Origin of the sequence: Flavobacterium sp. MR2016-29 (genome assembly GCF_015350695.1) — a bacterium.
Lineage (GTDB): Bacteria > Bacteroidota > Bacteroidia > Flavobacteriales > Flavobacteriaceae > Flavobacterium.
In genome coordinates this window covers 69,205-91,350 of sequence record NZ_JADKPU010000001.1, presented here as the reverse complement: position 1 = coordinate 91,350, position 22,146 = coordinate 69,205, and the positions used below count along the sequence as shown (strand labels likewise).

Annotated in this window: 23 protein-coding genes; 11 read left to right on the top strand and 12 right to left on the bottom strand. The window is 31.9% G+C overall.

Annotation, left to right across the window (positions count from 1 at the left end):
- Window positions 1–90 precede the first annotated feature (90 nt).
- Together IR010_RS00425 and IR010_RS00420 are read right to left on the bottom strand one after the other, a co-directional pair.
- Window positions 91–570, bottom strand: a complete 480-nt coding sequence (locus IR010_RS00425; protein ID WP_007805990.1) for an Lrp/AsnC family transcriptional regulator — start codon at window positions 568–570, stop codon at window positions 91–93.
- Between the two features lie 77 nt (window positions 571–647).
- Window positions 648–1,802, bottom strand: coding sequence for a M14 metallopeptidase family protein (locus IR010_RS00420; protein ID WP_194566047.1), 1,155 nt, complete (start codon window positions 1,800–1,802; stop codon window positions 648–650).
- Between the two features lie 311 nt (window positions 1,803–2,113).
- Here IR010_RS00420 and IR010_RS00415 point away from each other — a divergent pair, with 311 nt between their 5' ends.
- Complete coding sequence (locus tag IR010_RS00415; protein WP_194566046.1) at window positions 2,114–2,590, top strand: helix-turn-helix transcriptional regulator; 477 nt, start codon at window positions 2,114–2,116, stop codon at window positions 2,588–2,590.
- Window positions 2,591–2,672: 82 nt separating this feature from the next.
- On the opposite strand, the gene IR010_RS00410 is transcribed toward IR010_RS00415, so the two are convergent.
- The gene (locus tag IR010_RS00410; RefSeq protein ID WP_194566045.1) at window positions 2,673–3,224 is read right to left on the bottom strand and encodes a 1-acyl-sn-glycerol-3-phosphate acyltransferase; all 552 of its coding nucleotides are present in this window, start codon (window positions 3,222–3,224) and stop codon (window positions 2,673–2,675) included.
- 65 nt (window positions 3,225–3,289) lie between these two features.
- Here IR010_RS00410 and IR010_RS00405 point away from each other — a divergent pair, with 65 nt between their 5' ends.
- The 6 genes from IR010_RS00405 to IR010_RS00380 all read left to right on the top strand — a co-directional run bounded on the left by IR010_RS00405 (window position 3,290) and on the right by IR010_RS00380 (window position 8,064).
- Window positions 3,290–3,955, top strand: a complete 666-nt coding sequence (locus IR010_RS00405) for a spermidine synthase (protein WP_029270358.1) — start codon at window positions 3,290–3,292, stop codon at window positions 3,953–3,955.
- Between the two features lie 11 nt (window positions 3,956–3,966).
- Window positions 3,967–4,644 (top strand): peptidoglycan DD-metalloendopeptidase family protein, encoded by a 678-nt coding sequence (locus IR010_RS00400; RefSeq protein WP_194566043.1) that lies wholly within the window; start codon window positions 3,967–3,969, stop codon window positions 4,642–4,644.
- A 6-nt stretch (window positions 4,645–4,650) separates the two neighbouring features.
- Window positions 4,651–5,124, top strand: a complete 474-nt coding sequence (locus tag IR010_RS00395; protein WP_029270361.1) for a hypothetical protein — start codon at window positions 4,651–4,653, stop codon at window positions 5,122–5,124.
- 11 nt (window positions 5,125–5,135) lie between these two features.
- Window positions 5,136–5,660 carry a hypothetical protein gene (locus IR010_RS00390; RefSeq protein WP_194566039.1) on the top strand — a complete coding sequence of 175 codons (525 nt, stop codon included), beginning with the start codon at window positions 5,136–5,138 and terminating at the stop codon, window positions 5,658–5,660.
- 51 nt (window positions 5,661–5,711) lie between these two features.
- A complete protein-coding gene (locus IR010_RS00385) occupies window positions 5,712–6,182 on the top strand; it encodes a nuclear transport factor 2 family protein (RefSeq protein WP_194566037.1) in 471 nt (156 codons plus the stop codon).
- Between the two features lie 139 nt (window positions 6,183–6,321).
- Window positions 6,322–8,064: an APC family permease gene (locus IR010_RS00380; RefSeq protein WP_194600645.1), complete on the top strand. Its 1,743-nt coding sequence runs from the start codon at window positions 6,322–6,324 to the stop codon at window positions 8,062–8,064.
- A 223-nt stretch (window positions 8,065–8,287) separates the two neighbouring features.
- Here IR010_RS00380 and IR010_RS00375 read toward each other — a convergent pair whose 3' ends face one another.
- A complete protein-coding gene (locus IR010_RS00375) occupies window positions 8,288–9,775 on the bottom strand; it encodes an aminotransferase class V-fold PLP-dependent enzyme (protein ID WP_029270378.1) in 1,488 nt (495 codons plus the stop codon).
- A gap of 180 nt (window positions 9,776–9,955) precedes the next feature.
- Between IR010_RS00375 and msrA the strand changes: the two genes are divergently transcribed.
- Together msrA and IR010_RS00365 are read left to right on the top strand one after the other, a co-directional pair.
- Window positions 9,956–10,489, top strand: coding sequence for a peptide-methionine (S)-S-oxide reductase MsrA (gene msrA / locus IR010_RS00370; protein ID WP_194600642.1), 534 nt, complete (start codon window positions 9,956–9,958; stop codon window positions 10,487–10,489).
- 79 nt (window positions 10,490–10,568) lie between these two features.
- A complete protein-coding gene (locus IR010_RS00365; RefSeq protein WP_194600640.1) occupies window positions 10,569–12,137 on the top strand; it encodes a protein adenylyltransferase SelO in 1,569 nt (522 codons plus the stop codon).
- A gap of 71 nt (window positions 12,138–12,208) precedes the next feature.
- On the opposite strand, the gene IR010_RS00360 is transcribed toward IR010_RS00365, so the two are convergent.
- Together IR010_RS00360 and IR010_RS00355 are read right to left on the bottom strand one after the other, a co-directional pair.
- The gene (locus IR010_RS00360; RefSeq protein ID WP_194600637.1) at window positions 12,209–13,177 is read right to left on the bottom strand and encodes a YpdA family putative bacillithiol disulfide reductase; all 969 of its coding nucleotides are present in this window, start codon (window positions 13,175–13,177) and stop codon (window positions 12,209–12,211) included.
- Between the two features lie 3 nt (window positions 13,178–13,180).
- Complete coding sequence (locus IR010_RS00355) at window positions 13,181–13,657, bottom strand: CYTH domain-containing protein (RefSeq protein ID WP_029270393.1); 477 nt, start codon at window positions 13,655–13,657, stop codon at window positions 13,181–13,183.
- A 196-nt stretch (window positions 13,658–13,853) separates the two neighbouring features.
- Here IR010_RS00355 and IR010_RS00350 point away from each other — a divergent pair, with 196 nt between their 5' ends.
- Together IR010_RS00350 and IR010_RS00345 are read left to right on the top strand one after the other, a co-directional pair.
- Window positions 13,854–14,765: an OmpA family protein gene (locus IR010_RS00350; protein ID WP_194600634.1), complete on the top strand. Its 912-nt coding sequence runs from the start codon at window positions 13,854–13,856 to the stop codon at window positions 14,763–14,765.
- 18 nt (window positions 14,766–14,783) lie between these two features.
- Entirely contained in the window at window positions 14,784–15,332 is a 549-nt protein-coding gene (locus IR010_RS00345) for a hypothetical protein (RefSeq protein WP_194600631.1), read from the top strand.
- A 78-nt stretch (window positions 15,333–15,410) separates the two neighbouring features.
- Here IR010_RS00345 and IR010_RS00340 read toward each other — a convergent pair whose 3' ends face one another.
- The 6 genes from IR010_RS00340 to IR010_RS00315 all read right to left on the bottom strand — a co-directional run bounded on the left by IR010_RS00340 (window position 15,411) and on the right by IR010_RS00315 (window position 22,039).
- Window positions 15,411–16,448, bottom strand: coding sequence for an o-succinylbenzoate synthase (locus tag IR010_RS00340; protein WP_194600628.1), 1,038 nt, complete (start codon window positions 16,446–16,448; stop codon window positions 15,411–15,413).
- Window positions 16,449–16,558: 110 nt separating this feature from the next.
- Entirely contained in the window at window positions 16,559–17,761 is a 1,203-nt protein-coding gene (locus IR010_RS00335) for a tetratricopeptide repeat protein (RefSeq protein ID WP_194600626.1), read from the bottom strand.
- A gap of 98 nt (window positions 17,762–17,859) precedes the next feature.
- On the bottom strand, window positions 17,860–18,537 hold the full coding sequence (locus IR010_RS00330; protein ID WP_194566022.1) for a metal-dependent hydrolase: 678 nt from the start codon (window positions 18,535–18,537) through the stop codon (window positions 17,860–17,862).
- Window positions 18,538–18,566: 29 nt separating this feature from the next.
- Window positions 18,567–19,529, bottom strand: coding sequence for a 1,4-dihydroxy-2-naphthoate octaprenyltransferase (gene menA / locus IR010_RS00325; RefSeq protein ID WP_194600623.1), 963 nt, complete (start codon window positions 19,527–19,529; stop codon window positions 18,567–18,569).
- A 102-nt stretch (window positions 19,530–19,631) separates the two neighbouring features.
- The gene (locus IR010_RS00320; RefSeq protein WP_194566020.1) at window positions 19,632–20,465 is read right to left on the bottom strand and encodes a 1,4-dihydroxy-2-naphthoyl-CoA synthase; all 834 of its coding nucleotides are present in this window, start codon (window positions 20,463–20,465) and stop codon (window positions 19,632–19,634) included.
- Window positions 20,466–21,181: 716 nt separating this feature from the next.
- Complete coding sequence (locus IR010_RS00315; RefSeq protein WP_194566019.1) at window positions 21,182–22,039, bottom strand: S1 RNA-binding domain-containing protein; 858 nt, start codon at window positions 22,037–22,039, stop codon at window positions 21,182–21,184.
- Between the last annotated feature and the right edge of the window lie 107 nt (window positions 22,040–22,146).

Sequence of the window (22,146 nt, the reverse complement as noted above, 5' to 3'; positions counted from 1 at the left end):
AATCGTGTTATAGTTGGTTGGTTAATAGGTCATAAAAAAACCCCAAGAATAAACTTGAGGTTATATTTTAATATAGCATTCAAGAAAATATTACATATTTTTAAAAATAGTATGCATCAAACGCTTCTTATCGTTTATACTTTCTTCTAGTGAAATCATTGTTTCTGTTCTGTAAACGCCTTCGATATCATCAATCATGAAGATAACTTCTTTCGCATGCTTAGTATCTTTCGCTCTAATTTTGCAAAAGATATTGAATTTTCCTGTCGTTACAGAAGCTACCGTTACGAATGGAATTTGATTGATTCGCTCTAATACAAATTTAGTTTGAGATGTATTATTAAGGAATACACCTACATAAGCAATAAATGAATACCCTAATTTATCGTAATCTAAGGCTAATGAAGATCCCATTATTATACCTGCGTCTTCCATTTTTTTTACTCTAACATGTACTGTTCCAGCAGATATCAATAGTTTTTTTGCAATGTCAGTAAACGGAACTCTCGTATTGTCTATTAACATATCTAAAATCTGGTGATCTACTTCATCTAAACGAAATTTACTCATAATTCTTTAATTAATATTACTAATTGCTATTACAAAGTATAAAAATATATATAAAAAACAACAAATTCACAAAAAATTTAACTTTTTATCAATCCGTTAACAAATTTAACATTTTTATTTAAATAAAAATCTGCTTTTTGATTCGTTTTCGGAAAATTACTGTAATCATCAGAATAAAAAGCTCCTTTAGCATCATATTCGTAATGTCCAAAATAATTTTCCAATTCGCCTACTTCAACAATGTAAGCGTTAAAATGAATTGTATTTTCAATCAATTCCTCTTTGTATTGTGCGACAAAATTCGTAATAATTTCGATACCATCATAATTTATTTTGATATTTTTATACATAAAATCATAAAAAACCACTTTATTTTGTGAAATATTCAAATAATCAGAAATTCTGTTATCAACTAAATCGTTTTCGGATATAAGTTTAAAGCTTGAAATTAGTGAGAAAAATATGAACTTTCTCGTGATTTCTCTATCATAATCGCCGTTGTAGTGCCCTGCTTCAAATAAAATTGTCGGCACCCCTAAAAATTGAAATGTATCTCCTATACAGTTGATATTAAACGAATCATCAAAACGCCCCACCTGGCCGGGAATGTATTTTTGCAACTCATCATTAATTCCGGCAATCAAATTAATAGCTTTTAATCTATTATCATTAACTTCTCTCTCTTCATTGTAAGAAGGAGCTAAAAATGAAACAGTTGCAGGTTTTCCTGTATCTCCAGCACCAAAAATAGTACGCTGATCGTGAAGATTAAAGCAATAATGGGGTTTAAAGCTTTCGAATGCAGCTCTAAGCACATTGCTTTCTGGCTGTGTCAGGTTTTGCGAGTCACGGTTCAGGTCTATCTTATTGGCATTTTCACGTGTATAAAGCTTTGCTCCGTCAGGATTTAATATCGGAATGCAGTAGAAAGTAAATGTTTTAAGCATTTTAGATGCAAACTCAGATCCACTGTTTAATACATTAATAAAGTCAAACAATGCTTTTGTTGTTGTGCTTTCGTTTCCGTGCATTTGCGACCAAAGATAAATTCTAGTTTCTCCGTTACCAATTTGATAACTATATATAGGTTGGTCTAAAACTGACTTTCCAATAATTGCTACTTGATTATCAGTATTTAATTTATCTAATAAAGGCTGAATATGGTTTAAAGTTAAGTAACGGCCTCTTATAGATTGTTCTTTGTATTGCTCAAATAATTCTTCTAAATTCATTGTCTTTTGATTAGTTTACAAAAGTAAACATCTTTATTTTTACAATTGTAAACAATCAAAAAAGTCTAAAATTTAGAATTGTAAACAGATTTATAAATTAATTATAGTTAATAGAATCAATGCGAGTTAACAATTGTTATTACTTTAAGCGCTATTTATTAAATGATTTAATTTCAATGATTTAAGTACTGCTATTTAAAGTTATTATTATCTCATTATTAGATTAAAATGATAATTTACAACTGTAATATTGATTTATTGGATTCTTTTAGTTACATTTGTAAACAGTGTTTTTAATTAAAACAATTACAATGGTAAACATAGATGATTTTGTAAAAAGGCTTGAAATTATACTCGATTATTACGCTTTAAATGCTTCTTCATTTGCTGATAAAATTGGCGTGCAGCGTTCTAGCATGTCTCACCTATTGTCAGGCAGAAATAAACCAAGCTTAGATTTTGTGATGAAAATCTTAGACGTTTTTCCGGATGTAGATTTGTATTGGATATTAAACGGAAAAGGAACTTTCCCAAAAAGTAATGATGAAAGTTTAAATTCAAAAACAGATTCAGCTTCAGAAATCACAAAATCAACCTCTCCTATTTCATTAAATGAAAATTTTGGTTCGACAGATTTATTTTCTGAAATCAATTATCAAGAAGAAGAAAAAACAGAAAGTAAAAATTTTTCAGAAAATAAAAATTCCAATTTAGATTCTGGTGAAAGGGAAATTGAGAAAATTGTCTTTTTTTATAAAAACGGAACATTTAAGGTGTATGTCCCGTAATTTAATTTTTCGTGTATTTGAAAATTTTTAAAAATATTTTTTATTTAAGCGATTCTCACGCAATCGAAAAAATATCGAAAATTTACAATTGAAATCCGTCTTGTGGAATTTTACCTAAAACTCCTTCATAATGTTTTTTCAAAACTTGTAAATCCGCTTCATAATTTCCAGTCGGGAAAAATGGCTTGCCTAAATTAACTTCTTTTTTGCCCCAATCAAAAGCTACTGGAACAATTGGCACATTTGCTTTAAGTGCGATATAATAAAATCCGCTCTTTATTTCTTTTACATTTTTACGTGTTCCTTCTGGAGCAACAGCCAAACGAAAAACTTCTTTACGATCAAAAATAGCCGCTATCGAGTCGACTTTATTTAATCCTCCCGAGCGATCTAAGGGTTCTCCTCCTGCGCTTCTAAAATAATATCCGAAAGGAAATTTGAACAATTCCTTTTTTCCAACCCAATTCATTTGCAGTCCGGAGATTCCTCTGGTAAAAATTCCCAAATAAAAATCATGATTACTTGTATGAGGCATTACCATCATAACACATTTTTTTACTTCTGCATTTTCAATTCCTACTATTTTCCAGCCCATTAGCTTAAAAAAGATGAATTTGTACAATTGTTTCTTCATTAAAGTTTATTATTTCTGCAAAATAAAAGATTTAAAATGGTAATTTTGAGTAAAAGCATTATAAAATGATTCAAAAATTATTCAGTTATCTTATTCCAATTAAAATATTCAAGAAAAAATCAGCAAGGAGCAAAATGATTGAGGTAACTTGGGCGAATGGTGAGTTGGTATTAGATTCTGAAAACACAAATTACTCTTATGGTAGCCTGCAGCGTATATTAAGGTACGGACTTCGAAATATTGGCTATGAGAATATTTTAAGAATGGATCATATTTTATTATTAGGAGTTGCTGGCGGAAGTGTTATAAAAACATTAGTCGACGAAATTGAATACAAAGGCAAAATTACCGGAGTCGAAATTGATGCTGAAATGATACAAATAGCAAATGAATATTTTAATCTCAACCAAATCAAACAGCTTGAAGTTATTATTGATGACGCTTTCGAATTTGTATTGAAAACCAAACATAAATATGATTTAATTATTATTGATATTTTTGAAGATATCAAAATGCCCAACTTCTTATTCGAAAGCTTTTTTAGCGAACGAATTTGTTCACTTTTAAAAAATCAGGGTTTTGTGCTTTTTAACACCATGATTTTAGATGAAGCACATAATATTAGAAACAGAAAGTATATTTCAGAAATAAACCCTAAATTGTTTACGACTAAAATGCTGCCCCGCATTGAAGTTCATAATGAATTAATAATTATTGAAAAAGTAGCCTAAATTTAAGTTTTATGAAAACCCTTGCCTCTATTTTAAACACCTTACCACCTACTAAGGTTATCGATTCGAGTATTGATTTTTCTAAATATGTTCCGTTAGACTTATCAATTACTAATCAAGAATTGGTCAAAAGAAAACCAGAAAACGCGACAGAATTTGAAATTTTTATATCAGATTATTTAAAAAAGAACAATGCCGAAGTTGCATTTGGCGGTTATATTGAAGGACGTACTTTATATAAAAGAAGTACCATTTTTAAAAATGATTCGATTCCAGAACGCAACATTCATATTGGTCTTGATTTATGGACAAAAGTTGAAACTTCCGTTCTAGCACCACTGGATGGAAAAATACATAGTTTTAAAAATAATCTTGGTCTGGGCGATTATGGGCCGACCATTATTTTAGAACACGAAGTTGAAAATGAAATATTTTATACTTTATACGGTCATTTATCGTTAGAAAGTATAAAAGATTTAACCGTCGGGAAATTTTATAAAAAAGGAGAACAAATTGCAACTATAGGAAATGCTGCCGTTAACGGTGATTATGCACCTCATGTACATTTTCAGATTATACAAAATATTGAAGATTATTGGGGAGATTATCCAGGAGTCTGCAATACAAACGACCTTAATTTTTATATCGAAAATTGCCCCGACCCTAACTTATTATTAAAAATAACATAAATAGTTATGAAGAAAGCAGGATTGATTATATGTTTGCTGTTGTTAATTGGATGTAAATCAAAAACAGTAAGCAGAGACACTGAAGATTTAAAAATTAAAAAAGTTGCGAGTGCTGAAATAAATTCAAATCAGCAAAGTAAAGCTTATGAATTAGGAAAAAGAGTTTTAGAAACGTGCAATACTTCTAAATTTAAACCCTTTAACGAAACTGAAGTTACCAAGTCGGTAATGGAAAATACAACTGAGGAGCGTTTGACAAAAACCTGTCAACGATTTAGACAATATTATGGAAGTTTTATTGATTTGAAATTAGACGGTGTTTACAAAACCAAACAAGAAGTTATTTACCGTTATCACGCTTTGTATTCAAAAAAAGTAGCCAATAAAGAACTGCGTGTTTTTGTAGACGAAAATAATCTTGTTTCTGCCATAAAATCAATGGATTGGGATGAAAAATTCGATTCTAAAATAACTGAATAAACTAAAAATATATGAGTTTAAAATTGCCCCTGCTTTTATTATTGTTAATTTCCAATCTTTCAAACGCTCAGGAAACCATAAGTATAAAGGGCTCTAAACCTTTTCCGGCAACGCAGAGTTACACGTTTATTTGTGAAAAATATGCTTATACTGGCGAGACAAATGTTCAGATTGCAAAAACAGATAAAGGAGGTGTTTTAAAACTAACTATTGCAACAGCAAATGATCTAGCTCGAATTTCTGGCGGTGTTTATGTCGATTTGGTAAACGGTGATGTTATTGCCTGTGTAGATAAAAACACCAATGAAACTGCTGATGGCAAAACAACATCATATTACTATTTTACTCCGGCTGAAATGATTAAGTTAAAAAAAACAGACATACAAGCCATTAGGTTTATTATAACTGGAAATTCAAAAACTTTCGGCAATCAAACTGGTTATTTTACTGCAATTAATAGAATGTCATACTTTTCGACAGCGTTTGATAAATCCAAAAAAACTTTTGATACTGCAAAAGAAATAAGTCTTTTATAAAGAAATGATTTAGTATAATAAATCTTATATTTATAGCTTAATTTTATTTTAATGAACGCAAACGAAAATTTAATTGCAAAATTCTACACTGCTTTTGCAAATGGTGATGCCAAAACAATGAGCGAATGTTACCATCCGAAAATTCATTTTATTGATCCCGCTTTTGGATTATTAAAAGAAGATCAGGTTTCTAAAATGTGGGAAATGTTGATTTTGAGAAGCAAAGGCAATCTTAAGCTAGAATTTTCAGATATAAAAGCAGATGAATTTACTGGTTCTGCAAAATGGGTTGCGACTTATATATTTACTAAAACTAATCGAAATGTTATCAATAGAATTTCGGCTGAGTTTGTATTTCAAGACGGATTGATTATCAAGCATACAGATAATTTTGACGTTTGGAAATGGTCGAAACAAGCTTTTGGCTTGACAGGGTATTTGTTAGGATGGACAGGATTTTTTCATAAAAAAATTCAGGAGCAGGCTTTATTATCTCTTAAAAAGTTTCAAGAATCCAGATAAGATTCGTAAATTCAAGTTTAAAATTCACATTGATTAAAAATAAAATTTAATTTTTAATTTTATTTATCTCCTTGTTGCAAAGATTCTAATTATTTTGTTACTGCTTATTGAGTTAATCGTGTTGTAATCTTGAATAACTATGAAAGACATTGTACACAAAAAATTAAATCAGTTACAAGCAACAGCAATTTGCGGAAACGATATTAGTTCTTCCTGTTTGTATGTTTCGGCACTTACCATTTTGTATGCTGGCCAATATGCATGGATTTCGTTATTGATCGTTGCAGTTGTTCTATACTTATTCAGAAAAATTTATGGTGAAGTTGTTGGCGCAATTCCTTTAAACGGTGGCGCTTACAATGTTTTACTAAATACTTCTACAAAACGGTTAGCCTCATTAGCCGCTACTTTAACAGTTTTATCTTATATGGCGACGGCCGTAATTTCAGCCTCAGAAGGAATGCATTATTTGCACGGAATTTTCGATGGCTTGAATGTTACAATTGCAACCGTTGTCGTTCTTGTACTTTTTACTGGCCTTGCCATTTTAGGAATTGGAGAATCTGCATTTGTTGCCGTCTTTATCTTTCTAACTCATATTGCGACACTTAGCTTATTGGTTTTAGCCTCTTTGTATTTTATCTTAAATCACGGTTTAAATATTTTTCATATCAATTGGCAAACACCCATTGCAACTGGAAATATAAAAACAGCACTTTTCCTAGGATTTTCTGCCGCAATGCTCGGAATTTCAGGTTTTGAAAGCTCAGCAAATTTTGTCGAAGAACAAGAACATGGCATCTTCCCTAAAACACTTCGAAACATGTGGGCAATTGTAAGCTTTTTTAATCCCGTAATCGCCATATTATTAATAAGTGTAATTCCGTTAACCGAAGTTGGAGAAAACAAAGAATCACTTTTGGCACATTTAGGTCAAACTACTGGAGGATCATGGCTGGCATGGCTAATTTCTATTGATGCTGTTTTAGTTTTATGTGGTGCTGTACTTACTTCATTTGTAGGTGTTTCTGGTTTATTAAACCGAATGACATTAGATCGAATTTTGCCAAACTATTTCCTAAAACAAAATAAAAGAGGCTCGCATTACCGAATCGTAATCAGTTTTTTAGTTCTCTGTATATCAGTTCTTTTTGCTACAAAAGGCCATTTAGAATCCTTGGCTGGAGTTTATACTTTTTCTTTTCTGGCTGTTATGGCGCTTTTCGGAATTGGAAATTTATTATTGAAATTCAAACGAAGAAAACTTCCTAGACCTGAACGTGCACGAGGTATAGCAGTTGTAATAGCCGTTTCGTTTATTATTGCAGCATTTATAGGAAATATGAAATTGAATATTAATTCATTTTATACATTTCTAAAATACATGATTCCTTCCTTAATTTTTATCGGAGTTATGCTTAACCGTGTCTTACTTATCAAATTGTTAATAGAAGCCTTAGAATATTTCTATCAGCCGTTGAGAAGATTTGTAATTGTAAGCAATCGCTATTTGCAGAATTTAAGTTTACAAATTAATTCGCAGGAATTTGTCTTTTTTACCAAAGGTGATGATATTGCTATTTTGAATAAAGTTTTACAATATGTCGAAGGTAATGAAACGACCAAAAAACTTAAAATTGTTCACATCAAAAACGGCATTACAAACAACGAAGAACTTAAAAAAGACTTAGAAGTTTTAGATCGCGCTTACGATAGTCTGGATATCGAATATCTTGAGATCGAAGGTGTTTTCGGGCCAGAAATTATAGACGATTTATCCAAAAAATGGAAAATTCCTAAAAACTTTATGTTTATAGCTTCTCCAGGAAACAAATTCTCTTATAGAGTTTCAGATTTAGGAGGCGTACGTTTAATTATGTAGCTTTTTTTCAGGAGCCGGTGGTTTCATTTTTTAAGACGATCAGTCCCGCTATCCCTTTCAAACTTTTGCGCCGAACACCGGCACAAAAGGTTTTTCAGTACTATCGGGGCTAGACAAGAACGTATAGCGATTTTTAACAAACAACAAACCCGACAGATTTTTAAATTCCGTCGGGTTTATTTAATATTTAAGTTTTAAATAATCTTTTTCTTTGTTTGGTTAATTACGATTTAAACCAGCTTTCAACCAACTCATCTTCAAATGAAGTCGCATTTTTGTGAACAAACTCATTTGTGTTTTTATTATAAGAATAATCTAAAGCCCAAGTTTCATGATTTTTAGCCAAATCTTTGATACTTTCACAAACAAAAGCAATTTCTTCGTCGGTTGTAGTTGGATGAATTGACATTCTGATCCATCCTGGTTTTTTGATCAAATCACCAATCGTAATTTCATTAACCAATTGATTCGAAGTTTCTTGATCTACATGCAATAAAAAATGCCCGTAAGTTCCAGCACAGCTGCATCCTCCTCTAGTCTGAATTCCGAATTTATCATTCAATAATTTTACTCCTAAATTAAAATGAAGATTTTCAATAAAAAATGAAACTACACCCAAACGATTTTTATGCTGTCCCGCTAAAATTTTAATATTTGAAATTTCATCCAATTCATTAAAAACAAAATCAACAATTTCGTGCTCACGCTGCAGAATGTTTTCAATTCCCATTTCTTCCTTAAGCTCAATTGCCAAAGCTGTTTTTATAACCTGAAGAAAACCAGGAGTTCCGCCATCTTCACGATCCTCAATATTGTCAATATATTTGTGTTCTCCCCAAGGATTTGTCCAGCTTACAGTTCCGCCGCCGGGACAATCAGGAATCATATTATTGTATAATTTTTTATTGAAAATTAACACACCAGACGTTCCAGGTCCTCCTAAAAATTTATGTGGAGAAAAGAAAATAGCATCAAGATAAGATTCTGGATCTGCAGGATGCATATCAATTTCTACATAAGGTCCAGAACAGGCGAAATCTACAAAACAAACTCCGTTATGCTTATGCATCAATTTCGCAGCTTCATGAAAAGGTGTTTTTAAACCCGTAACATTAGAACATGAAGTAATTGAAGCAATTTTAATCGTTCTATCGGTATATTTTTCTAGCAGTTCTTCTAAATTTTCCAGACTAAAAAGTCCTTTTTCGCATGATGGAATAATTTCAACATCTGCGATCGTTTCTAACCAAGAGGTTTGATTAGAATGATGTTCCATATGCGAAATAAAAACAACAGGTTTTTTTTCAGCTGGAACTATTGTGCAGTCTTTCAGGTTTTCTGGAATCTTCAAACCTAAAATACGCTGAAATTTATTAACAACACCTGTCATTCCGGTTCCATCTGTAATCAAAACATCATCAGTATTAGCATTAGTATGACGTTTTATTATGTTTCTGGCATGATGATAGGCTTTTGTCATGGCAGTACCTGACACAGTAGTTTCTGTATGTGTATTAGCAACGAAAGGTCCGAATTCATTCAGAAGTTTCTCTTCAATTGGTCGGTATAAACGGCCGCTGGCTGTCCAATCAGTGTAAATGATCTTTTTTTTACCGTAAGGCGAAGTAAATTCTTGATTTATTCCCACAATATTTTTTCGGAAATCCTGAAAATACGTTTCTAAAGTGATGGTACTATTTTTGCTATTCATTAGTGTGCCTAAGTTTGATGCAAATATAAATGCTTTTTTATAAAATTGCGAATTTATCAATTATAAACTTTAAATATTAGAAGACCGATTAGTTTATTTAACTAAATAGTCCTTTTTTTGACAATTTATCATAATATTCTATAGGATTAATAGGCATTAAAACTTGAATAATATTTATATATGGAAAATTTAGCAACGGCTACTTTTGGTGGTGGGTGTTTTTGGTGTATTGAGGCTGTGATACAACGGTTAAAAGGTACAGAATCTTTAAAATCAGGTTTTTCAGGTGGCTTTATTAAAAATCCGCCTTATCGTGAAGTACGTACTGGCAGAACTGGTCATGCCGAAGTCATACAGGTTATTTTTAATCCTGACATAATTTCATATCATGACTTGATATTTATATTTATGACAAGTCACGATCCAACAACACTTAATCGACAGGGAGCAGATGTAGGTACACAGTATCGTTCTATAATTTTGTATCATAATGAGGAACAAAAAAAAATTGCAGAAAAAGTTTTAGAAGAAGCACAACCTTTTTATGATGACAAAATTGTAACTGAATTAGCTGCTTTTGAAGTATTTTATGAAGCTGAACAAGATCATCAAAATTATTATAATAACAATCAAGATACCCGTTACTGTCAAATTGTAATTGATCCAAAAGTGCAAAAATTAAAAAAAATGTACGCAGAAAAACTAGTTGAATAAGTAATTTTAGAGCTCAGATTAATATTTCCTTTTCAAAGAAATAATCTTAATAATTGGGCAAAAAATAAAAAATACAACAATGAAAAACTTAAAAATAAATAATCGATTTACAGCTGAATTACCAGCAGATCCAGATGAAACAAATGAAATTCGTCAGGTAAGAAATACGCTCTTTTCGTATGTAAATCCAACCAAACCCTCTAATCCAAAGCTAATTCATGCTTCTGAAGAAGTAGCCGAATTAGTGGGAATCAGCAAAAATGAAATTCAATCTGAATCATTTTTAAATGTTTTCTCAGGAAAAGAAATTCTGGCAGATACTCGCCCCTATGCAATGCCGTATGCAGGGCATCAATTTGGGAATTGGGCTGGACAATTAGGAGACGGACGCGCGATCAATTTAACGGAGGTTGAGAATGATAATCAGTTTTTTACACTTCAATTAAAAGGTGCTGGAAAAACACCATATTCGAGAACTGCTGATGGCTTAGCCGTTTTGCGATCCTCTGTTAGGGAATATTTATGTGCTGAAGCAATGCACTATTTAGGAGTTCCTACTACCCGATCGCTTTCTCTAATGCTTTCTGGCGACGAGGTTTTACGCGACATTTTGTACAATGGAAATCCGGCTTACGAAAAAGGTGCAGTTGTTTGTCGTGTCGCTCCTTCTTTCATTCGTTTTGGAAGTTTTGAAATGCTTACAGCCAGAAACGAACTTAAAAATTTAAAAGAATTTGTCGAATATAATATCAAACATTATTTTCCTGAAATAGAAGGAGAACCAAAAGAACAATATTTGCAATTTTTTAAAACTGTTGCTGAAAAGACACGTGAAATGATTTTGCATTGGCAGCGAGTTGGTTTTGTACACGGCGTAATGAATACGGATAATATGTCGATTCACGGAATTACTATAGATTACGGACCTTATGGATGGCTGGAAAATTACGATCCAAATTGGACGCCAAATACAACTGACAGTCAGAATAGAAGATATCGTTTTGGAAATCAGCCTCAAATTGCACAGTGGAATTTATATCAATTGGCTAATGCGCTTTATCCTTTAATTAATGAAGCCGAACCTTTAGAGAAAATTTTAGAATCGTTTATAATTGATTTTGATTCAGACTATAAAACCATGTTTTTAAGTAAATTAGGAATATTTACTTCAACTGAAACTGATGATAAATTAATTGAAGGTTTAGAAACTATTTTACAATTATCTGAAACCGACATGACCATCTTTTTTAGAAATTTAAACAGAATTCAGAAAACAGATTCTGCTGAAAATGCAATTGAAAAAATGCAAGAGGCTTTTTATTTTCCAAAAGAAATTTCAGGAGCTGTTTTAGATTCTTGGAAAAAATGGTTTTCTGCTTATATCCAAAAATTAAATTCTGAGGAAGTTTCAGATGAAAATCGCGTTGAAAAAATGAATCTTATTAATCCTAAATATGTATTGCGAAATTACATGTCACAACTAGCTATTGATGCTGCAGATCAAGGTGATTATTCTTTAATAAATGAATTATATCTTCTTTTGCAAAAACCATATGACGAACAAATAGAATCAGAAAAATGGTTTGCTAAACGACCAGATTGGGCACGATCAAAAGTCGGATGTTCAATGCTTTCTTGCAGTTCTTAATTTTTATTTTCCCAACAGATTAGAAGATTTTAATGTTAATCCATTTAATTCTAATCTGTGGGGAAAATATTTTATTTGGATATAATATAATCTACAATCATATTGGCGTGAATTCTAGAGTTTTCAATAAACCATTTGTGCGTCTGCATGCCACCGCAAACTACGCCGGCCAAAAATAATCCTTCAACATTGGTTTCCATTGTTTCTGCATTATATGTTGGTGTTTTCAATTCGTCATCAGACAATTGAATTCCCATTTTTTCTAGAAAAGTCAAATCAGGTTTGTAACCCGTTAAGGCCAAAACAAAATCATTTTCAATTGTTACTTTTCCTTCTGGAGTTTCAATTTCTACTTCGTTTGCTCGTATTTCAGTAATATTTGATTCAAAATAAGCTTTGATGCTCCCTTCTGCAATTCGGTTTTCAATATCGGGTTTTACCCAATATTTCACTCTGTTATTGATTTCGTTTTTACGAATAACCATCGTAACATTTGCTCCTTTTCTCCAGCATTCTAAAGCGGCATCGACAGATGAATTATTAGCACCAACTACTAAAATATTTCTAAAAGCATATTCATGAGCTTCTTTATAATAATGACGAACTTTAGGCAGCTCCTCGCCTTTTACGTTCATTTCAATCGGAATATCATAAAATCCGGTTGCAACGATTACATATTTAGCTTGATAAGAAGTTTTATCTGTGGTTACATTAAATGATTTATTTTTTAATTTGTGAATCTGAGTCACTTTTTCAAACAAATGAATCTTAAAATTAAAATAACGGTGAATGTTTCTGTAATATTCCAGAGCTTCCTGACGACCTGGTTTTGGAGCTAGACAATTAAACGGGATATCTCCAATTTCTAATCTTTCAGCAGTTGAAAAAAAGGTCATATACAACGGATAATTGAAAATACTATTTACAATCGCACCTTTTTCTATAATTAAATAACGTAGGTCTTTCTTTTGAGCTTCTATTGCGCAGGCTAATCCAATTGGTCCGCCTCCGACAATAATCAAATCATATTGTTCTGTCATAATTTATTCTTTTCCCCAGTCTTTAAAAGGATTTTTACTCAAATAAGCATTGTAATATCTTTCATCATTTGTTACTTCTTCTCCTAGCCAACTTGGTTTTTCAAAAGTATCTGTTTCTGACTTCAATTCAATTTCTGCCATTACTAGACCTTCATTTTCTCCATAAAATTCATCTACTTCAAAAACATGATTCCCACATTTTATTTCGAAACGAGTCTTTTCAATTTTTCCTTTTTCACACAATTTAAGCAGTTCTTGTGCTTCGTCTAGTGGAATCTCATTTTCCCATTCAAAACGTGACATACCGCCATGATGGCCAATTCCTTTAATGGTCAAAAAGCCTCTTTCGCCTTTAATTCTAACGCGAACGGTTCTTTCAGGCAATGAACTTAAATATCCCTGGGCAATTTTATTTTGAGTAAAAGCCTGCTCTTTAAAATCACTTGATTTTACAAGAAACTTTCTTTCAATTTCAATCATCTTGATTTATAAATTAATTTTTAATGCAAGTTACTCATTTTAATTGAGTCTTAAATTGAGAATATCCAATCTTGAGCGATTTAAGACAATTTTGTAATGTTTTGAAAGCTAGATACATAACTACAAAATAACTGATTATTAACACGTTATGTATTTATTTTTTTGTTAAATTTGATAGTATCTAAACTTCATATTTATGTCTAAAAAAGCACTTTATCTCTTAGGCATTGCTATCACAATCATTTTGGGTACTTTTTTGTATGTCAAATTTTGTTGCAATTGCAGTATAGAAACACAAACAGTTGGTATACAAAAAATACCAGCAGTTACATCTAAGGACACCAATTTTGTTCCTTTTGTTCTTAATGGCTCCGGAATTGAATATCACACAAATGATAATCTCAAGTTCTTGAAAAACAGTTCTACTTTAATTATGCCAGTTGCTGATTCAGTAACAATTGGAATTGAAAACCTGAAAAGCTTCTTAACTGCAAACCCTAAACAAAAATTGACTATTACAGGCTACGCGACATCTGATGAAATTAATACATCTAAATTTGAAAATCTTGGTTTAGCAAGAGCTAATGATGTGAAAAATTATTTCGTTTCTAAAGGTTTGTCTTCATCTCAGTTTGATATCAAAGGAGAAATTATTGATACTTGGAAAACCAATCTAGATACCATTTTGGGACCAACTGAATACAAATTTGAAAACGCAGCTACAACTGCTGTCGCTACTGACGAATGGAGTATTCTTAAAGAAAAAATAAATAAAGATCCATTGATTCTTCATTTTAGTACTAATAAATCGAGTGATAAATTGAGCAATGTTGAAAAACAAAAGGTCGCAGCTATTGTCAAATATTTAGATCATGCAAAAGAAGCAAATGTTTTAATTGTAGGGCATTCAGACAATATTGGAAATCGTGATGCTAATATTATTCTTGGACAAAAACGAGCCGAATTTTCTAAAAAATATTTGTCTGAAAACGGAATTAACGCCTCACGGATCACAACAGAATCTAAAGGACCAGATGAACCAATTGGAGATAACACAACTGCTGAAGGCAAAGCAAACAACAGAAGAACCGTTATTACAATTAAATAATAATCAAAATATACTATTATGAATATACCTTGTATCTTAATACCAGTGCTAGTGGGATTAATCTGTGCAATTTTAGGTTACTTGCTAGGAAAAATGAATTCAAAAAAAGAGGATTCGCTTGCGACATCCTTACAGGAAGATCTTGATGCATGCAAAGCCAATACTAAAAATCTAACAGCAAAAATTGCTGCTTTAGAAACTGAATTAGCTGCTAAAGCTATAATTACACCTTCACCACAATCATATGCGGCTGTTACACCTACAATACTATTTGACAGTGAGTTGGCTGCAACTGTTTTTGGAAAAAAAATAAAAGAAAATGATTTAAAAATCGTCGAAGGAATCGGTCCAAAAATTGAAGCTTTATTTAACGAAGCCGGAATAATAACCTGGCATCAATTATCAGACACTTCTACAGAAAAATTACAATCTATTTTAGATGCCGGCGGAGAAAATTATGCTATTCATAATCCTAGCACTTGGGCAAAACAGGCATTTTTAGCTTATCAGGGAAAGTGGCAGGAATTGAAAGACATGCAGGAAGGACTGCTTGGAGGAAAAGAGTAATAATGGGTTCAAAAGTTCAGAGTAGCAAAGGCTCTTAGGTTTTTACTCTGTACCTTTGCTACTCTGAACCTTTGAACCTTATAAAAAACTTGAATCCCATTTTTTTGATGTATTATACCATAATTGCCCTTGCGAAACTTCTAGAGGACAATCAAAATTATTGGTATATAAAGCGCCGGTTCCCAAACCTTGTGGCATTTTAGAGTTTTGAAGAAATGTCCATTGTGCAATAGCATTCAATCCAATATTACTTTCTAATGCCGATGTAATCCACCAGCCAATATTATATTGTTCTGCTAAAGTTATCCATTCTTTGGTTCCTCTAAAACCGCCTATAAAACTTGGCTTCAAAATGATATATTGGGGTTTTATTTTCTGTAGTAATTCTTTTTTTTCTTCAAATGAAAAAACACCAATTAATTCTTCGTCTAAAGCAATAGGAAAAGGAGTTGTCTCACATAAATCTGCCATTTCTTGAATATTGCCTTTTTTGATAGGCTGTTCGATACTATGAAGCTGAAATTTATATAATTGAGTTAATTTATCTAAAGCTTCATTTAAACTAAAAGCCCCATTTGCATCCACTCTTATTTCGATTTGTTTTGCCGAAAAATGACTTCTGATAAATGCTAGTAATTCTAATTCTTTTTGAAAGTCAATTGCACCAATTTTAAGTTTAATGCAATTAAATCCAGTTGCCAGCTTTTCCTCAATTTGTTCTTTCATAAAAGAAGCTTCTCCCATCCAAACCAAACCATTTATGTCGATTGATTTTGAACTATTCGTGAAATCAGACGGAAATAACAAATAAGGATTTTCGCTTTTTAAGGATAAAAAAGCCATTTCGATTCCGAATTGTATAGAAGGAAATTCTATTAAAGCTTCCCAAAGCTCTTTTTCTCCAAGCTGAATATTTTGACAGGCCCAATTCAGTTTTTCTTCATAATCACTTCGGTCGTCTGCGCTTAAGCCACGCAGGATACCGCACTCTCCTATTCCCTTTTTACCGTTTTCTTCGAGAACGATAAACCAAGTTTCTTTTTCTGTCATAACGCCTCTAGACGTACCAGAAGGGCGTTTAAACTCGAGCATGTATTTATGATAAGTAGCTTTCAATATGCAAATTATTTTAAAACATATAAGTGATATAAGCTAATTTAAGTTTTTACTGTAGAAACATTAAATTTTAAATGAACTTATATCACTTATATGGTGAAGAAATCTCTTTAATTATAAAGCTTAAGAACTTTTTCGAAGTCTTTTGACGGTAAACCTGCTTTTTGGAAATTAGTAAAATCCAGTTTAGTTTTTTCTTTCCAGCTTAAACTGTCGGTTACATTTTGAGTTTGATATTTTTTATAGATTGCTTTTGCTTCGCTGTAATCATCACTTACCAAGTAAACGTGTGCCAAGTTTAACTTTACCATTAATTCCGTATCATCTAGTTTTTCGCCTTCTTTTAAAAACTTTATAGCTTTTGCATATTGTTTCGTTAAAATATAGCAATAACCAATTGAGCTGTAATCTAGTGCTGTTGCTTTTCCTTCATTAATTATGGTATTCAATTTAGGAATTGCTTCATTGTATTTTTGCAGTTTTATTAATGCCGAAGCTTGAGTTCGTAAGTCATCAAAAACATTTTTAGAAATGTCAGCATCTTTATAACAGGTATTTCCAAAGTCTTTGTACACTTTGTTCTTTTCAATTGGCAGTAATTTTTGAAACTCAGTATAACGATATTGTTTCATTATTTTTTCCAAAATACAAACACAAAAATCATCTGAATTGGCCATTTTTTGTGCCATTGTCGATGTTTTACAAAGACTGATAATTTCGTTTTTGTTGTCTTGGTTCCAGCCTCTATTTAATTTTGTATCGACCCACGGCACAACTTCTAAAACTATTTTTTGATTTAAAACCCAATTTTTACTGTGAAAGCCAAAGAAAAGAGTAGTCACATTTTGTCCTAAACAAGATGATTTATCAAGTGAAAGCCTTTTTGCATCTTTGCTTACGGCATCTACTTGAGCATAACAGGCTTTATCCGTTTTTCCGTCTTCAATATATTTTTTAGAATTTTCATCAGAAGTAAAAAGTGCATAAGTACAAGTATCGTCACCCGAGATTTTCGACATCAAAAATACCGCTCCCGCTGAACCTTGGCTGATTCCAGTTGGATCTGGAATTGCTTTCAAAACCGAAACCAAACTATTTGCCATCTGCTGATTTTCGTCTAAAAGTGTAATTCTGTACACAATTTCAGTAGTTCCAACAGGCAAATCTTCTGTTTTCAAAACAATTCGGTCACGTGCTGAAACTATTATTTCTTTTGTAGTAGCGCGCTCTTTATCCCAATAGCCATCTTTTTGTGCAAAAGAGCTGTATGAAATCGTAATTAAAAAAAGTAAGGCTAATCTTTTTAAATTCATATAAATTGATGGTTTATTGTAAATTGTCATTTCTATATAAGAGAAATGACATATATTATGCCAAAAAATTATTCTTTTAAACTTTAAGAATTAACTCCTTACAATTCAATCGATTCCCCAATTCCTAAAAGCATTAAATCTTTTCCTTTATCAAAAAATTTACGAATAGCATCTTCATGATTAATTTCGATATAACCGAAAGTATCAAAATGGTAGCCTAATATTTTATCACATTCAACAAAATCAGAAGCAATAATAGCGTCTTCAACATCCATTGTAAAATTATTTCCAATTGGAAGAATAGCCAAATCAAGTTTTGTTCTTAGCGGAATTAATTTCATGTCATAAGTAAGTGCTGTATCTCCGGCAATGTAAATATTTTTATGCTCGCCTTCGATCACAAAACCCCCAGGATTTCCGCCATAACTTCCGTCAGGAAAAGAACTTGAGTGAATAGCGTTTACATATTTTACTTTTCCAAAATCGAATTTCCAGCTTCCTCCGTGATTCATCGGGTGTGCATTCAATCCTAATTTGGCGTAATAACTTGTAATTTCTGCATTCGAAACAATAACAGCATTCGTTCTGTTTGCAATAGCTTCAACATCTAAAACGTGATCGCCGTGCGCATGCGTCAATAAAATATAATCAGCTTTTAGTGTATTTATATCGATTCCAGCTGCTTGAGGATTTCCTGTAATAAATGGATCAACAATAATATGTTTTCCTCCAACTTCGATGCCTAAAGAGGCGTGCCCGTAAAATGTAATTTTCATTTTGTAAAATTTAAAATTGAACTTTTGTTTTATCTGCCGCCTAAAAATAGATTAACAAATATGTCTGAAATCAAAGAAATCATGCAAACAGTTAATAGTACTGAAAGCAAAAATGTGCTCAATGCCAGTTTTTTTAATTCTGGATCTAAAAGCTTAGGATTTTGGTTTTTATAAACTGTAATTAAATGTTTCGTTAAAGGTATATAAGCTAATAAAAATAAATATTGATCGAAACGATAATCGCTTAGAATAGCAAAAACAACTACCATAATCATTGCTGTAAGAATCAATGAAAAATGATAAATCTTAGCTTTTGCTCCGCCCATTTGAACTACGATTGTATTTTTTCCCGATTTTCTATCTGATTCTTCATCGCGCATATTGTTCAGATTCAAAACTCCAACGCTTAACAAACCAATTGAAATTGCCGGCAAAATTAAAAGCGGATCAACTTCTTTTGAGTATAAAAAGTTAACACCTAAAGTACTTACCAACCCAAAGAAAATGAAAACAAAAACATCTCCCAAGCCTTTATAGCCGTAAGCGGAATTGCCCACTGTATAGCGAATTGCAGAAGCAATTGCCGCGATTCCCAGTAACAGAAAAAAGATAGAATAAACAAAATTAGTCTCGCCAAAAGCAAAATAAATTAATGTAATTGCTGATAAAAGAGTCAATGCAGCGGTAATTATTATTGCTTTTTTCATAGCCTGAGGGGTAATGGCTCCACTCTGAATAGAGCGTTGCGGTCCTACTCTATCGGCATTATCTGTACCTTTTACGCCATCTCCATAATCATTTGCAAAATTGGATAAAACCTGTAAGCCAAGCGTTGTTAAAAGTGCAAAACCAAAAATTTTCCAGCTAAAAACTTCTGTTGGCGTATTGATAGTTTCTGTTGGGTTCGATAAAGCGTAAATGCTTCCTACTATAATTCCAGAAACTGATAAAGGCAATGTGCGCAATCTTGCGGCTTCAATCCAATGTTTCATTCTTTCTATTTTGTTTTGTATTGTTTTTTTATCTTAAGGTTTCAGGTTTCAAGTTCTGGGTTTAGCAACTTGAAACCTGAAACTTGAAACAATTTTTAACTTTTATGGCAACCATTTATTTTCTCCGAAATTTGGTTTTCTTTTTTCTAAAAATGCATTTCTTCCTTCTTTTGCTTCTTCTGTCATGTAAGCTAAACGAGTGGCTTCTCCGGCAAAAACTTGCTGTCCAACCATTCCGTCATCTGTTAAATTCATGGCAAATTTCAGCATTTTAATAGAAGTTGGGGATTTTTGCAGAATTTCCTGTGCCCATTCGTAAGCAGTATTTTCCAGCTCATCATGCGGAATTACAGCATTTACCATTCCCATATCCATGGCTTCTTGAGCAGAATAGTTTCTTCCTAAAAAGAAAATTTCACGTGCTTTTTTCTGCCCAACCATTTTAGCTAAATACGCAGATCCATAACCACCGTCAAAACTTGTTACATCTGCATCTGTCTGTTTAAAAATAGCGTGTTCTTTACTGGCTAAAGTCATATCGCAAACTACGTGCAAACTGTGCCCACCGCCAACTGCCCACCCTGGAACAACGGCAATAACAACTTTTGGCATAAAACGAATTAATCGCTGTACTTCAAGAATATTTAAGCGGTGCTGTCCGTCTTCTCCAACATAACCTTGATGTCCGCGAGCATTTTGATCGCCGCCGCTGCAAAAAGAATAGATACCATCTTTAGTTGATGGACCTTCTGCAGAAAGCAAAACTACTCCAATTGAAGTATCTTCTTGAGCATCGTAAAAAGCTTGGTATAATTCTGAAGTTGTTTTAGGACGAAAAGCATTTCTAACATTTGGTCTGTTAAAAGCGATTCTAGCAACTCCGTTACATTTTTTATAGGTTATATCTTCAAATTCTCTGGCAGTGATCCAATCCATTTCTATTTGTTTTATTAAAAATTATAGTGTAAAAATAAACCATTTTTACATTTTTACCTACTCAATTTACTTTAAGTATGTGCTAAAATATCTTCGAATGTTAACAATTAGTATTTCCCTACAAAAAATAACATTTTTTAACATTCGTTTTAAAAAATAATGAGTAATTTTACACTCTAGAAATCAATGAGATACATTTTATTTCATTGACTTAAGATTGATTTTCTTTCACTGATTTATTAACCTAAAAAATGATTTTTTTGAGAAAATTTAAAAAATTTGTCGCTCATTTTTTTACGGTTTTAATTAGTAAGCCTATAAATAATGAGCAAATGATTTATTCGTTTGTTAAAACTTCAAAGAGGAGACTGTAACACCTAAGGTTAAACGCTAGAATTGTTATGTAATTAGTATAAAATTGATTACGAAAAGAGGAAATACTAACCAAAACTTTCTAAAAGTTATTTTATTAAACCAAATGGATTAGCCGTGAACTCGATTTTTTGATATCAAGATAAATGAATTGATTGTTTAAAGACATACCCATATAAAAAAGTAATTTCTAAAATTATTAAAGCTATTATTTTTTTAATGGATTCGAATTATTTTATTTCTGTTTTTTTTTAATTACAATTTTTTTTAAAACTGAATAAAAAGAGAAAGGCTGCTTGTAATGAGCAGCCTTTCTTGTTATATTAATTCATCTTTTAAAGAATTTACTCTTCCTTTATCAAATAAATCCCATCTTCTTTAATTTCAATAAGTTTATCTTTATACAAGGCTCCAATGGCCTTTTTAAAAGTCTTTTTACTCATTTTTAAAACTGTTTTAATATCTTCTGGATGCGAGTTATCATTTAAACGCAAGAAACCGCGATTGGCTCTTAATTCATCTAAAATTTTCTCTGCATTTGGCTCAATACTTTGATAGCCTTGAACTTGCAATGCTACATCTATTTTATTATCAGGACGAATATTTTTAATATAACCGCGCATTCTATCGCCAGTTCTAATGGCATCATCATAAACTTCGTCCTTGTACAATAATCCTTTGTGTTGTTCATTGATAATAACATTTATTCCTAATTCGGTAATATGTGAAACTATCAAATCAACTTCTTCTCCCTTTTCAACCGTCAGATTTTCATTGCTTAAAAATTGGTTCAATTTACTTGAAGCTACCAAACGATTGGTTTTTTCATCCATATAAAGGTAAACTAAGTAACGCTTTCCTTTTTCCATCGGGCGTGCCTGCTCTTTAAACGGAACCAGAATATCTTTTTCCATTCCCCAATCCATAAAAGCACCAACCTGATTAATATAATTTACTCGTAAAAGCGAAAACTCATTCAATAAAATATAAGGTTCTAGCGTAGTAGCAACGGGGCGCTGTTCGTGATCCAAATAAACAAAAACGATTAATTCTTCGCCTATTTCAAATTCATTTGGAACGTATTTATTGGGTAATAAAATGTCGTGAATTCCTTCCGGATCTTTTTCAGGATTTCCTAAAAATAAACCAACTTTAGTATCACGTAGTATGGTAAGTGTATTGTATTTTCCTATTTCAATCATATTCTTGAGTTTCGAAGCTGAAAAGCAACTAAGTTTCTTAGTCGCAAATGTACGAAGTTTGAAAATGGTACGGCGAAAAATATGTTAGATAAAAAGATGAAAAATAT

Bases quoted from the DNA above. Each gene is read 5' to 3' on its own strand.
- IR010_RS00330 (WP_194566022.1), bottom strand. From the start codon at position 18,537: ATGAAAATTACATTTTACGGGCACGCCTCTTTAGGCATCGAAGTTGGA.
- IR010_RS00320 (WP_194566020.1), bottom strand. From the start codon at position 20,465: ATGGATTGGATCACTGCCAGAGAATTTGAAGATATAACCTATAAAAAA.
- IR010_RS00360 (WP_194600637.1), bottom strand. From the start codon at position 13,177: ATGACAGAACAATATGATTTGATTATTGTCGGAGGCGGACCAATTGGA.
- IR010_RS00315 (WP_194566019.1), bottom strand. From the start codon at position 22,039: ATGATTGAAATAGGAAAATACAATACACTTACCATACTACGTGATACT.
- IR010_RS00420 (WP_194566047.1), bottom strand. From the start codon at position 1,802: ATGAATTTAGAAGAATTATTTGAGCAATACAAAGAACAATCTATAAGA.
- IR010_RS00350 (WP_194600634.1), top strand. From the start codon at position 13,854: ATGTCTAAAAAAGCACTTTATCTCTTAGGCATTGCTATCACAATCATT.
- IR010_RS00405 (WP_029270358.1), top strand. From the start codon at position 3,290: ATGATTCAAAAATTATTCAGTTATCTTATTCCAATTAAAATATTCAAG.
- IR010_RS00355 (WP_029270393.1), bottom strand. From the start codon at position 13,657: ATGATTGAAATTGAAAGAAAGTTTCTTGTAAAATCAAGTGATTTTAAA.
- IR010_RS00380 (WP_194600645.1), top strand. From the start codon at position 6,322: ATGAAAGACATTGTACACAAAAAATTAAATCAGTTACAAGCAACAGCA.
- IR010_RS00345 (WP_194600631.1), top strand. From the start codon at position 14,784: ATGAATATACCTTGTATCTTAATACCAGTGCTAGTGGGATTAATCTGT.
- IR010_RS00375 (WP_029270378.1), bottom strand. From the start codon at position 9,775: ATGAATAGCAAAAATAGTACCATCACTTTAGAAACGTATTTTCAGGAT.
- IR010_RS00335 (WP_194600626.1), bottom strand. From the start codon at position 17,761: ATGAATTTAAAAAGATTAGCCTTACTTTTTTTAATTACGATTTCATAC.
- IR010_RS00365 (WP_194600640.1), top strand. From the start codon at position 10,569: ATGAAAAACTTAAAAATAAATAATCGATTTACAGCTGAATTACCAGCA.
- IR010_RS00410 (WP_194566045.1), bottom strand. From the start codon at position 3,224: ATGAAGAAACAATTGTACAAATTCATCTTTTTTAAGCTAATGGGCTGG.
- IR010_RS00400 (WP_194566043.1), top strand. From the start codon at position 3,967: ATGAAAACCCTTGCCTCTATTTTAAACACCTTACCACCTACTAAGGTT.
- msrA (WP_194600642.1), top strand. From the start codon at position 9,956: ATGGAAAATTTAGCAACGGCTACTTTTGGTGGTGGGTGTTTTTGGTGT.
- IR010_RS00395 (WP_029270361.1), top strand. From the start codon at position 4,651: ATGAAGAAAGCAGGATTGATTATATGTTTGCTGTTGTTAATTGGATGT.
- menA (WP_194600623.1), bottom strand. From the start codon at position 19,529: ATGAAACATTGGATTGAAGCCGCAAGATTGCGCACATTGCCTTTATCA.
- IR010_RS00390 (WP_194566039.1), top strand. From the start codon at position 5,136: ATGAGTTTAAAATTGCCCCTGCTTTTATTATTGTTAATTTCCAATCTT.
- IR010_RS00385 (WP_194566037.1), top strand. From the start codon at position 5,712: ATGAACGCAAACGAAAATTTAATTGCAAAATTCTACACTGCTTTTGCA.
- IR010_RS00415 (WP_194566046.1), top strand. From the start codon at position 2,114: ATGGTAAACATAGATGATTTTGTAAAAAGGCTTGAAATTATACTCGAT.
- IR010_RS00425 (WP_007805990.1), bottom strand. From the start codon at position 570: ATGAGTAAATTTCGTTTAGATGAAGTAGATCACCAGATTTTAGATATG.